Source organism: uncultured Sphingorhabdus sp., from assembly GCF_937872355.1.
Taxonomy (GTDB): domain Bacteria; phylum Pseudomonadota; class Alphaproteobacteria; order Sphingomonadales; family Sphingomonadaceae; genus Sphingorhabdus_B.
Genome location: NZ_CALMSV010000222.1, coordinates 1 through 12,421, shown reverse-complemented (window position 1 = coordinate 12,421; position 12,421 = coordinate 1). Strand labels below are relative to the sequence as shown.

General features: G+C 57.0%; 10 protein-coding genes and 1 tRNA gene. 5 read left to right on the top strand and 6 right to left on the bottom strand.

Annotated features, from left to right (window positions below; translation table 11 throughout):
* The first annotated feature begins 38 nt into the window (after positions 1 to 38).
* Complete coding sequence (locus Q0239_RS14565; protein WP_298604143.1) at positions 39 to 377, top strand: DUF962 domain-containing protein; 339 nt, start codon at positions 39 to 41, stop codon at positions 375 to 377.
* Here Q0239_RS14565 and Q0239_RS14560 read toward each other — a convergent pair.
* Complete coding sequence (locus tag Q0239_RS14560; RefSeq protein WP_298604141.1) at positions 374 to 979, bottom strand: TetR family transcriptional regulator C-terminal domain-containing protein; 606 nt, start codon at positions 977 to 979, stop codon at positions 374 to 376. The two genes, Q0239_RS14565 and Q0239_RS14560, sit on opposite strands and share 4 nt — an antisense overlap.
* A 21-nt stretch (positions 980 to 1,000) precedes the next feature.
* On the opposite strand from Q0239_RS14560, the gene Q0239_RS14555 reads away from it, so the two are divergent.
* Both Q0239_RS14555 and Q0239_RS14550 read left to right on the top strand, forming a co-directional pair.
* Positions 1,001 to 2,164: an aromatic ring-hydroxylating dioxygenase subunit alpha gene (locus tag Q0239_RS14555; protein ID WP_298604139.1), complete on the top strand. Its 1,164-nt coding sequence runs from the start codon at positions 1,001 to 1,003 to the stop codon at positions 2,162 to 2,164.
* Entirely contained in the window at positions 2,161 to 3,774 is a 1,614-nt protein-coding gene (locus Q0239_RS14550) for an NAD(P)/FAD-dependent oxidoreductase (RefSeq protein ID WP_298604137.1), read from the top strand. Before Q0239_RS14555 ends, Q0239_RS14550 begins: the two co-directional genes overlap by 4 nt.
* Here Q0239_RS14550 and Q0239_RS14545 read toward each other — a convergent pair.
* The gene (locus Q0239_RS14545; protein WP_298604135.1) at positions 3,717 to 5,018 is read right to left on the bottom strand and encodes an amino acid permease; all 1,302 of its coding nucleotides are present in this window, start codon (positions 5,016 to 5,018) and stop codon (positions 3,717 to 3,719) included. The two genes, Q0239_RS14550 and Q0239_RS14545, sit on opposite strands and share 58 nt — an antisense overlap.
* 11 nt (positions 5,019 to 5,029) lie before the next feature.
* Positions 5,030 to 7,456, bottom strand: a complete 2,427-nt coding sequence (locus Q0239_RS14540; RefSeq protein WP_298604133.1) for a TonB-dependent receptor — start codon at positions 7,454 to 7,456, stop codon at positions 5,030 to 5,032.
* A 247-nt stretch (positions 7,457 to 7,703) separates the two neighbouring features.
* On the opposite strand from Q0239_RS14540, the gene Q0239_RS14535 reads away from it, so the two are divergent.
* Positions 7,704 to 8,999: an MFS transporter gene (locus Q0239_RS14535; RefSeq protein WP_298604131.1), complete on the top strand. Its 1,296-nt coding sequence runs from the start codon at positions 7,704 to 7,706 to the stop codon at positions 8,997 to 8,999.
* Positions 9,000 to 9,015: 16 nt separating this feature from the next.
* Here Q0239_RS14535 and Q0239_RS14530 read toward each other — a convergent pair whose 3' ends face one another.
* The 3 genes from Q0239_RS14530 to Q0239_RS14520 form a co-directional block, all read right to left on the bottom strand.
* Entirely contained in the window at positions 9,016 to 9,207 is a 192-nt protein-coding gene (locus tag Q0239_RS14530; RefSeq protein ID WP_298604129.1) for a hypothetical protein, read from the bottom strand.
* A 128-nt stretch (positions 9,208 to 9,335) separates the two neighbouring features.
* A tRNA-Leu gene (locus tag Q0239_RS14525) sits at positions 9,336 to 9,420 on the bottom strand.
* A 43-nt stretch (positions 9,421 to 9,463) separates the two neighbouring features.
* The gene (locus Q0239_RS14520; protein WP_298604106.1) at positions 9,464 to 10,885 is read right to left on the bottom strand and encodes a coniferyl aldehyde dehydrogenase; all 1,422 of its coding nucleotides are present in this window, start codon (positions 10,883 to 10,885) and stop codon (positions 9,464 to 9,466) included.
* Between the two features lie 130 nt (positions 10,886 to 11,015).
* Between Q0239_RS14520 and Q0239_RS14515 the strand changes: the two genes are divergently transcribed.
* The gene (locus tag Q0239_RS14515; RefSeq protein ID WP_298604104.1) at positions 11,016 to 12,203 is read left to right on the top strand and encodes an acetyl-CoA C-acyltransferase; all 1,188 of its coding nucleotides are present in this window, start codon (positions 11,016 to 11,018) and stop codon (positions 12,201 to 12,203) included.
* Positions 12,204 to 12,421: the final 218 nt, after the last annotated feature.

Genomic DNA, 12,421 nt, shown 5'->3' with positions numbered 1-12,421 from the left:
GGCAGCATCGCGCATTGTGACGGTTGGAGGAGCCACAGATGAGCAAAATCGCCAACAGCTTTGCCGACTTCTGGCCAATCTATCTGCGCGCGCACAGCGTGCCGCTTTGCCGGGCGCTACATTATTGCGCTTCGGTTTGCGGCCTTGCAGCGCTTGCGCTGCTATTCGCCACGGGCAATTTGTGGTGGATCGCCTTTGGTTTGGTCGGGTCCTACGCCTTTGCATGGGCCGGACATTTCAAGGTCGAAAACAACGTGCCGCTCACCTTCAAGCACCCGCTATGGTCACTGATCGCCGATTACCGGATGTTCTTCCTGTGGGCCAGCGGGCGATTGGGGCAACATCTCGCCGCAGCAGGCGTAACCGCCAGGACTTAACCCAGCAGCGCGTCGAGCCATTTTTCGACGAGCAGTCCCGCCTCTTCGCGGCTGAACGGGGCATCGCCAAGGCTGAGTTCGAGCCAAAGGCCATCGACCAATGCCGTCAGCGCAACCGCGGTAAGCCGGTGGTCGCCGGGCTGGCAGGTCGAAAGCAGCGTTTCCAGATCGGCGCGGTAATCGCGGTAAATCTCTCCATGTAGTGAAGCGATTTGCGGGTCGGTCTTTGTGAGCGCCCAGAAGGCGAGCCATGTCGAAAGCAGTTGGGGATCGGCAATAGGCGGCACGAAGCTGGCAGTCAGATAAGCGAGCAACCGGTCGCGCGGGGTTTGCGGGGCAGCGGCAACCGCATCGGCCAGCGCCTTTTGCACCCGATCGCCGGTCCAGCGATAGGTTGCAGCGATCAGCGCATCGATGCCGTCGTAATAATGCCTTAGCAGACCGGGCGAGACCCCTGCCTCTGTGCAGATCACGCGCACCGATGTTCCCTGCACCCCATTGCGAGCGAGCGAAGAGGCGCAGGCTGCTATCAACGCCTCCCGCCGGGCATCGGCGCTTTCGCGGGTAAAGGATGATCGGGCGGCTTGCATATTGTTATACACTTGTATAACAATTGCCGAGTCATGGCAAGCATACACACTCTCGACATAGGTCAGGTCTCTCTGGATGGCTGGAGCCTTCCGGCCTGGACCTATAACGATCCCGAATTTGCGGCGGTTGAAATTGACCGCATTTTCAGCCCCGGCTGGCAGGTTGTCTGCCATATCTCCGATGTGCCCAATGCGGGCGACTGGCACAGCCTCGATTATGTCGGCGAAAGCGTGATCGTGGTGCGCGGGGCGGACCAGCAACTGCGCGCCTTCACCAATGTCTGCCGTCACCGCGGCAGCCGCATCGTCGATGGTGCAAGCGGCTGCGCGAAAAAGCTTGTCTGCCCCTATCATGCCTGGACCTATGACTTGGACGGCCGCCTGACGGGCGTTCCCGATAGCGCATCCTACCCCACGCTCGACAAGAGCAAGGCGGGGCTGGTGCCGGTCGATATGGAAATCTGGCGCGGTTTCATCTTCGTCCGCCTCGAAAGCGGCGGCCCCTCGGTCGCGGAAATGATGGCGCCTTATGAAGATCAGGGCGCGCCCTACCGCTTCGAAGAATTAAAGGCACTGGGCCGCGTCACCATGCGCCCGCGCGACGTGAACTGGAAGAATGTCGGCGACAATTATTCGGATGGCTTGCACATCCCCGTCGCGCATCCCGGCCTCACACGCCTGTTTGGCAAAAGCTATGGCGTCGAGGCCGAGCCCCATGTCGATCGCATGTGGGGCGACCTTGTGGACCGGACGTCAAACAACTGGTCCGAACGCGCTTATCAAAATCTGCTTCCATCGGTGCCTCATTTGCCAGAGGCGAACCAAAAGCGCTGGCTCTATTTCAAGCTTTGGCCCTCGGTCGCGTTCGACATCTATCCCGATCAGGTTGATTTCATGCAGTGGCTACCGACCGGGCCGACAACATGCCTGATCCGTGAAATCAGCTATGTCTTTGACGATGATCGCCGCGAAATGAAGGCCGCGCGCTACCTCAACTGGCGCATCAACCGTCAGGTAAATGCGGAGGATACGGCGCTGATCACCCGCGTCCAGGAAGGCATGGCGAGCCGCACCTTCTCAATGGGTCCGCTGTCGGACAAGGAAGTCTGCCTCAAAAGCTTTTGCGCGCGGATCCGTGACCTGATCCCTGAAGCTGCCTTAGAACATCGCCCGGCACCGGGCTGGAGCCAAAAATGACCCAGAAATATGATGCCGTTATCATCGGCGGCGGCCATAATGGCCTTGTCTGCGCTTTCTATCTTGCCCGTGCGGGCATGAAGGTGCGCATCGTCGAGCGTCGCGATGTCGTCGGTGGCGCGGCTGTTACCGAGGAATTCCACCCCGGTTTCCGCAACAGCGTTGCAAGCTATACCGTCAGCCTGCTGCAGCCCAAGGTGATCGCCGACATGCGCCTCGCCGACCATGGCTATCGCGTGATCGAACGCCCGATCAGCAATTTCCTACCGCAGGAAAATGGTGGCTATCTGAAACTTGGCGGCGGGCTTGAACGCACGCAGGCCGAATTTGCCCGTTTCTCCAAACATGACGCGGCTGTTCTGCCGGATTATTATGACATGCTCGAAGGCGTGGCCGATGTGCTGCGCGATCTGGCGCTGAAATCGCCGCCCAATGTCGGTGAAGGCCTGAAGACGCTGTTCGACGGTGCGCGGCAGGGCATGGGCCTCGCCCGCCTGACGCTGTCGCAGCAGCGCGACGTGCTTGACCTATTCGTCAAGTCGGCCCGCACCTTCCTCGACAGCTGGTTCGAAAGCGAGGCGGTGAAGGCAGCTTTCGGTTTCGACGCTGTGGTCGGCAACTATGCAAGTCCCGACACACCGGGCAGCGCCTATGTCCTCCTCCACCACGTATTTGGCGAGGTGAATGGCAAGAAAGGCGCGTGGGGCCATAGCGTTGGCGGGATGGGCAACATCACCCAGATCATGGCCAAGGTGTGCCGCGAACATGGCGTCGAAATCAGCCTTGAAAGCCCGGTTTCACGCGTGCTGGTCGATGGCGGCAAAGTTGCAGGCGTGCGCCTGGAGAGTGGCGAGGAAGTGATCGCCGAGCGCGTCATTTCGAATGTCGGGCCGAAACTGTTGTACGAACGGATGTTCGACGAAAGCGACCTGAAGCCGGAATTCAAGCGGCGTATCAAGGGCTTCAAGGCAGGCAGCGGTACCTTCCGCATGAATGTCGCTTTGTCCGAACTCCCCAAATTCACCTGCCTTCCGGAAACGGGCGAGCATCACCAATCGGGTATCATCATTGCGCCGACGCTCGATTATATGGACGAGGCATTCCTCGACGCGAAGCGTTATGGCTGGTCGAAGAAGCCGATTGTCGAGATGCTGATCCCATCCACCGTCGACGACGGCCTTGCGCCTCCGGGCCAACATGTCGCCAGCCTGTTCTGCCAACAGTTTGCCCCGGAACTGCCCGATGGACGCGATTGGGATGCAGAGGAAGGCAAGGCTGCCGATACGATCATCGATACGGTCGAGGCTTACGCCCCCGGCTTCCGAGCCTCGATTCTCGGTCGCCAAATACTCAGCCCCAAGGGGCTTGAACGCAAATTCGGCCTCGTCGGCGGCGATATCATGCACGGCAATATGAGCCTCGATCAGCTGTGGTCAGCACGGCCGGTGCTGGGCAATGGATCATATCGTGGGCCGTTGAAGGGGCTTAATATGTGCGGCGCGGGGACGCATCCGGGCGGCGGCGTAACCGGCGCGCCAGGGCATAATTGCGCTCAGGAAGTGCTGGCCGACAGGTCGTTCTTTGGCAGGCTCCGCCGCGTCCACCAGTAAAGCGGTAGGCCCGCGAGCATCAGGACGATGCTTAAACCGCTGGCATCAACACCCGCGCCCCACAGGCTCCATATGCCGAACACCAGCCCCAGCACTGCGAAGGGCACAGCGATTTTGCGCTTCAAAGCTACTGCGGCACAGGCCAGGTACAACCAGAGCGTGACCGAGGTGGTGACCAGCGCCATAAAAGTGAAAAGGCCTGCCATCGATTGACTACTGTTCGCCAGCACCAGCAGACTTCCTAGAACCGTTGCCGACAGCAGTCCGTTGATCGGCACACCATTGGCCGTCGTGCGGGCAAACCATTGCGGCATCATCTGCCGCTTGGCCATTTCCAGCGGGACTTCTGCTTGCACCAGTGTCCAGCCATTGACTGCCCCGATCGCACTGATCGCGGCAAAGGCTGCGACAAATGATGCGGGCCCCGGCGACCAGAAGGTCGAAACAAACAACTCAAATGGGGCTGGAGAGGCTGCGACCTTATGGGCAGGCAGCATCAATGTGATGCCCGAACAGACGATCAAATATATAATGCCGGAGAACAATGCGCCGTAAAAAGTCGCGCGCGGAACATTGCGTTGGGGGTTGTCGATCTTGTGTGAAGCGGCGCAGGCAGCTTCAAAACCGATCATTGCCCAAAGCGTCATCGCGGCAGCCGTATTGACCGATGGAAGCGACAGCCCCTCTACCGGATAAGGCGCAAGTGACGACATCCCTTCCCGACCGAAAATCATCCCGATCAGGATAGCGACAACGATCAACGGTGTCAGCTTGAGCAGCGTCGTTACCACCTGGAATGAACCAGCCGAACGAACGCCAAGAAGGTTTACGGCCGTCATCGTCCAAATAACACCCAGCGCGGTTAGCGACGGATGTTCACCCAGCACAGGCAGGAAGCTGGACATATAGGAAGTCGCCCCTACCGCGATGGTGACACAGCCGGTCCAGACCGAAACCCAGAATGCAAATCCAATGAGGAAACCGGCAAGCGGCCCGAAGCTGCGCTCAACCAGCTCTGCGGGGCCTATCGCACCTTCATGGCTGGCGGTGAGTTTTGCGAGCACATGCGCTAGGCATAACGCCCCGGCAATCGTCACGGCCCAGCCCGCGATCGCATTCCAGCCGAAGGGCGCCAGCCCCTGCGGCAACAGGAACACGCCCGAGCCGATCATATTGCCCATGACCAGCGCCACAGACATGAAAAAGCCGAGCTTTTGGCCCGGCTTTTTCGTTTCTTCGTTCATCAATCCGTCGATCAGAAATCGCGGCTGAATTTGAGGCCGATCACCCGTGGTTTGATGATCGTATCGTAGAACGCGCCACCTGTCGGTGTGCTGGGCGTGACGCCCGTGCCGCAAACGGTTTCGACGCAAGATACGCCGGTGTTCACAACACCGAATTCATCGAACAGGTTGGTCGCAAAGGCTTCGATGCTCCACATGTCGTTCTTCACGCCAAAGCTGAAGTCGACAGTGGTATAGGCGCCGAGATTGCCCTTGAGCGCCTTTTGGGCAGTGCGCAGGTCAGTCGAGCGGCTACCTGTATGGTTAGCGGCCAACTGGACGTGCCCGTTCCAATCCGAAATCGGGAACTCATAACGAGCCACCATGTTACCCTTGAATTTCGGCGTTACCGGCAGACGCGAACCAGCCGGAGCCAACAAGGAGTTACCTGGAGTCGTGCAGTCAAAGGTCGCATTCGCGATGCGGCAGAAATCCCGGCGGATTTCGGCATCATTGTAGCTAAAGCCTGCATTCAGGCTGAAGCCACCCTGCCGATAACCGACATCCATTTCGACGCCGCGAATGCGTGCGATACCGGCGTTACGGATTTCGGTCAGGCCGTTGGCACCCAGGAAGGAGAGCTGGATGTTGTTCCAGTCTTCCTGATAAACGGCGCCGTTGAAACGGAATGCGCCGAATGTCGTCTTCCAACCCAACTCGTAATTGTCGAGTTCGTCGGGACCATATGGCGGCAATGTACCGCGGCGGTTGATACCACCCGGACGGAAGCCGCGCGACCAAGTCGCATAAACCAACGCATCATCGTTGATCTTGTAGGTAGCATTCAGCTTGTGAATGAAATCGCTATCCGACGTGCTCTTGTCCACATTGGTGCAAGGCGCACCATTAAGGATCGGCGTAGCGAAAGTACCCGTCGGGTTGTCGCGGAATTCAGCGCCGGTGGTGGTGATGCAACGAGCCACACCTGTGTTGCTCGAATAGCCGCGGGCAAAGCCGAAAAAGCCGAACAACGAGTTGTCATATTTATAGACGCGAGCGCCGCCAGTCAGCGTCAGTTTATCGGTAACATCAAAGCTGAGTTCACCAAAAGCCGCATAGTCGCGATCGGTACGCTGCTGCTTGGTCAGCCAGATATTGCTGTCGGTGCCCGGAACGGTGATCGAGTCGGCAATGTTATCGATGATATAATTCTGCTCGATATTGTGCGACTGGCGCTGCCAGAAGAGGCCGCCGATGAAACGCAGTGATGCATCCTGCGGGGAAGACACTCGGAATTCGGCGAAGCTCTTCCGATAGCGATCAATGCCCTGAATATACTGGTTGGCACTGACATAATCACCAGCATTATCATACCAATAGGCACCATAGCCTGACAGCGCGTCATAGAAATAGCCGTAGTCGGAATAGTCACTCTCGGTGGTCGTCTTGCGCCGCAGATGTCCACCGGTCAGGGTCATATCCCAGTTACCGATTTTACCTTCAATGGTTAGCGCTGCGTTGATCCACTTATCCTTGCTGCCTTCTGGGTTGTATTGAACGGTCGTGTGTTCACCAGTCGATTGGCCTGAGCGTTCGCGAGCATAGCTGCCTTCGGTTTTCTGAACCTGACCCATCAATGTCGGTTTCAAGGTCCAGCTATCGTTGAGATCGATTCCCAACGCCAAGCGAGCACCGTATGTTTCGGCATCATTGTAGTTTTTTTCCACCAGAGCGGCGTTGTTTTGCGTCACTCCTGATGTTGCGTAAGTACGTGAACCGGGCAGGTTGTCGATATAGCCGCCATCATCACGGTACCAGGCGACAAGTCGTGCCGCTGCATTTTCGCTGATCGGCGCGTTGATGAATCCTTCAAACACCGAACCGAAATCGCCATGTGCGACATTGTTGATCTCAACACCTGCATTTCCGTAGAAACCAGAGGTATCCGGTGCATTGGTCACCAGCTTCAGCGTGCCCGCCATCGAGCTTGCGCCATAGAGCGTACCCTGCGGACCTGCCAGCGCTTCGACGCGCGCAAGGTCATAGGCGTGAATGTCGAGCGCGCCTTGAATCGTCGTGATCGGCATTTCGTCGAGATAGGTGCCAACGGTCGGAAGCGATGCCGAGTGGTTGGCATTCTCACCCGACGCCACGCCGCGGAAATAGACTTGTGCGAAGCCCGGCCCACCCTGCTGGATGGTCACCGAAGGCAAGAACTTCACTACGTCAGCAAATTCATTCACCTGCAACTGGTCGAGTTTCTCGGTGCCGATTGCGGTGATAGCGACAGGAACATCCTGCAAATTCTGCTCGCGCTTCTGCGCGGTAACGACGATTTCATCGGTGTCGCCTTCATTCGCAGCCTGAGCAAAAGCAGGTGCCGATATCGCGATAGCGCTTGAAGCCATCAGCGTTGCGACCGCTGTCCGGACATAAATATTGCTGTGTGTTTTGCGCATTGCGCACCCTCCATTATGTTGCAATGCCGCAATTCCACATATTTATGGAATCGTGGCAAGAATTTTTCGTCAAATGACGTGCGGTCGTTAATTTATTCCGAACGCTGTGGCATATGCGCAACGCTGGAACACCCAACTGCAACATTGCCGCAACGATGCACAGGCAAGACCTGCAGAGCAAAATCGCTTGCCAACGCAATGACGTGCGTTAGGGCAATGCCGAACACGGGCGGGGACCAGTCAATTTATGCAAACTTCGATGGCTTTGCTCAACAAACGGCGTTTTTTGCCGCTGTTTGTCACCCAGTTGCTTGGTGCCTTTAACGACAATCTGTTCAAAAATGCTATGGTGCTGTTCGTTGTTTACGGTGTGTACAACGACGAAAAATCTGAAGCTTTGTTCAGCGCGGTAGCCACAGCAGTATTCATTTTGCCCTTTTTCCTGTTGTCAGCGCTTGCGGGCCAATTGGCGGACACGCGTGACAAGGCCAAGATCATCCGCATCGTCAAATTCTGCGAAATCCTGATCATGCTGGTTGGTGGTGCAGGGCTGGTTTTGGCTTGGCTCGACATCGCAGTGACAGTGATTGCCATCCCGCTGATGATGCTCGCGCTGTTCGCTATGGGCGTGCACTCGACCTTCTTTGGCCCCATCAAATATGCGATCTTGCCGCAGCATTTGAATGATAATGAAGTTCTGGGCGGAACCGGCTTGGTTGAAGCGGGCACCTATATCGCCATTTTGGTTGGCACCATTCTGGCCGGCATCATACCGGTCGAATGGGCAGCGCTGGGCGTCGTTCTGACGGCAATGCTGGGCTATATGACGGGACGACAAGTTCCGCCCGCACCGCCCGAGCATCAGGAAACCGGAATCGACTGGCATATTCTTCGTTCCTCGATTGCGCTTGTCAAAGGTACGATGCACATCCGCAAACTGTTTCTCGCCATTATGTCGATCAGCTTTTTCTGGACGATTGGGGCGGTGCTGTTCATCCAGTTCCCGCCGCTAGCAAAAAATGTGTTGGGTGCGGATCAGGAAGTTGCCAGCCTCTTCCTGGCCATTTTCTCGATCGGGATCGCTATCGGATCGGTAGCAATCAACAGACTGCTCAAGGGACAGGTTTCAGCGCGTTTCGCTCCTGCCAGCGTCATCGCAATGGGGCTATTCGTAGTCGCCTTCCACTTTGTCTGCCGCAACTGGCAGATCAACGGCGATGGCGAACTTTACACTATCGGCAGCTTTGTGAACCATGACGGTGCCTGGATGCTGTTGGGTACGCTGCTGGGCATCGCCGTAGCTGGTGGCATGTTTGTCGTACCGCTTTATGCCTTCTTGACCACTACGGTGCCCAAGGATCAGACCGCACGCACCGTGGCCGCAAACAATATCGTCAATTCTGGAGCGATGGTTATCGGTTCGCTGATTGCCCTCGGGCTGAGTGCCGCAGGCATTAGCATGGTGAACCAGTTGCTGCTCGGCGCGGCAATGTGCCTTATTTCGGCCTGGCTCGCTCAGTTGCTGCACAAAGCTTGCGACTGAGCCGCGGCTGAAAGCGTCAGGCGATGAAGGTGTAGAAAACCGTAAAAAAGGCGCCAAAGCTGACCACGAACAAGTGTGCGTCTTCACGCTGCCACCATTTAAGCGGCTTGGGTTTCCATTCAGCGGGAACCGCAAACACGTGCGGTGCCAGCGCTTGCCGGAACGGATGCCGTACACCCTCACTCGATAGAACCAGCTTCCTTTGCATGTCGCCTACCCCTTAATCTTTTCGTTACCGAAGACGTTAACGTTTGATTAGGGATGATGGCGAGGGGCAAAGGTGGTTAATTACGGGCGCGCGTACGACCGTATCATTTTGCTACATTATTTGTGGAGTGGTGCCCCTGGCCCGACTCGAACGGGCACATCTTTCGATACTCGATTTTGAGTCGAGCGCGTCTACCAATTCCACCACAGGGGCATTGCGGGGGAGCCTCTAGCGAAGCTCCCGCCGGGGCGCAAGCCTACTTGCGCAATTCGCGTTCGAGAGTCTTGTTTGTGGATTTGCCATAAGGCGGTTTAAAGCCAGCCATCCCGGCGACATCCATCGCAGGCTGACGGTAAACCGCGCGCATATGGCTGAATGTCTTGAAGCCATCCTGCCCGTGATAGTTGCCCATCCCCGACGGGCCAACGCCGCCAAAGGGCAGGTCTTCCATCGCATTGTGGAAGATAACGTCGTTCACGGTCGCGCCACCGGAAATTGTGCGGGTCAATACGCGGCTTTCCTCTGCCTTGTCATTGCCGAAATAATAGAGACCCAACGGACGATCATGCGCATTCACATAATCGATCGCTTCTTCCATCGAGGAATAGGTCATCACCGGCAGAATCGGGCCGAAGATTTCCTCCTGCATCACTTTCATGTCTTCGTTTACATTGCGAACGATGGTCAGCGGCATCTTGTTACCGTTTGAAGAGGTAAAATCCTCATTGGCCGGGTTTACTTCGATCAGTTCAGCACCCTTTTCTTTCGCATCCGCAAGATAGCCCTGCAGCCGATCATAATTGCGGCCATTCACCACTGACGTGTAATCGTCATTATTGAGCAACTTGGGATAGAGCGTCGACACGCCATTCACGACGCCGTCGATCATTTCCTGCTCCTGCTCCTTGGCAACAAGCAGATAGTCAGGCGCGAGGCAGATCTGCCCTGCATTCATCATCTTGCCCAACGCGATGCGTTCGCCCGCTTTTTTCTTGTCTGCACTGCGCCCGATGATGGTCGGCGACTTGCCGCCAAGTTCGAGTGTGACGGGTACAAGGTTATCGGCTGCGGCGCGCATGATATGTTTGCCAACACTGGTTGCGCCCGTGAAGATCAGGTGATCGAACGCAAGTTTTGAAAAGGCCGTGCCGACTTCGACCCCGCCGGTAAACACCGCCATTTCTTCTTCGGCGAAATATTTGGGTACAGCTTCAGCAAAAACTTCCGCCACGCGTTCGGTATATTCGCTAGGCTTGATCATCGCGCGGTTCCCCGCCGCCAATATGCCTGCCATTGGCACCATCACCATCCCCACCGGGAAATTCCACGGAGCAATAACACCGACCCCGCCCTTGGGCTGATAAACGACATCGGCCTTGGCGCCGATCAACCCTAGCGGGAAAGTTGGCTTGCGCTTTTCATTTCGGGCCCAGCTTTCGAAATGCTTCTTCGCATGCTTGAGTGCGCTGACCGACGGCATAATGTCCGTCATCAGCGTCTGCTCGGTACTGCGATGACCGAAATCAGCCGACACCGCCTTGGCGAATTCATCCTTATAATCGACCAGCAATGCAATGGCGCGATCCATGCGATCTCGGCGCACTGACATCGGCTCGGGCATTGCTGCAGTAAACGCGGCTTTTTGCTTTTCTAATATGGTCTGCATATCGGCGGTCATGTCACTCTCCTGATTTAATCGCTGGATTAACATTTCTGGATACGAATGCAACGCGCCTGCGCATTGTGTTGCGGCTTGCACGGGATTAAGGGCGAATCCGTAACGTCTCCCAAGCCAGAGGAATGCATCCATGAGCAGCACCGATCCCGTCGTCATCCTTTCCTATGCCCGCACGCCTATGGGCGGCATGCAGGGCGTGTTTTCGGAAGTTGCTGCAACTGATCTGGGCGCGACAGCCGTCAAGGCGGCAGTCGAGCGTGCCGGCGTATCCGGCGAAGATATTGAGCGCATCTATATGGGCTGCGTGCTACCCGCAGGTCTCGGCCAAGCCCCTGCCCGTCAGGCAGCACTGAAGGCAGGCCTACCCAAGTCGGTGCAAGCAACCACGGTCAACAAGGTCTGCGGCAGCGGCATGCAGACCGTGATTATGGGCGCCGAGGCCATCGCAGCCGGATCGGTAGATTATGTCATCGCAGGCGGCATGGAGAGCATGACCAATGCGCCCTACATTCTGAAAAAGCACCGCAGCGGCGCGCGCATCGGCCATGACACTGCATATGACCATATGTTCCTCGATGGCCTTGAAGACGCCTATGAACCCGGCCGGGCTATGGGCACGTTCGCGCAGGAAACCGCGGACGAATATCAGCTGACCCGCGAAGATCAGGATAATTACTCGATTGAATCGCTGCGCCGCGCGCAGGATGCGATTTCATCAGGTGCTTTCGCTTCGGAAATCGTGCCTGTGAAGGTCGTCAGCCGTGCTGGCGAAACAGTGATCGATACCGACGAGCAACCCGGCAAGGGCCGCCCGGACAAGATCCCGACACTGAAGCCTGCCTTTGCCAAGGATGGCACTATAACAGCCGCGACCTCGTCATCGATTTCGGACGGTGCCGCCGCGCTTGTCCTTTCGCGCGCATCGACCGCAGAAGCAAAGGGGCAGAAGCCGGTGGCCCGCATTGTGGCATCTGCTGCACATGCGCAGGAACCTTCTGCATTCACCACTGCCCCGGTAGGCGCGATCAACAAATGCCTCGCCAAGGCGGGCTGGAGCGTCGCCGATGTCGACCTGTTTGAAATCAACGAAGCCTTCGCCTGTGTAGCCATGTTCGCGATGCGCGACCTCGGCATCCCGCATGATAAAATCAACGTCCATGGCGGCGCGACGGCACTTGGCCACCCAATCGGCGCATCGGGCGCGCGGATAATCACAACACTGATTGGCGCGTTGAAGCACAAGGGGCTGAAACGCGGGGTTGCCAGCCTTTGCATTGGTGGCGGCGAAGGTACTGCGGTTGCGATCGAACTGGTCTGAGGCGCTCGCCACTTATACCTTCCTTTGCACTTTGCGACAGTTCTGACACAGAAATGGCTGATTTCTGAATAGCTTGTTCGCAAGCCGTTCAAGCTCGTCCTCCTAAACAGACTGTATCGGTGCCGACCAGCGCCGGTAAAAGCCAAAGGAGATCGACTATGAAAAAGACATTTCTGATCGCAGCGGCGATGGTGGCCACCCTCTCCCCCATTGCCGCA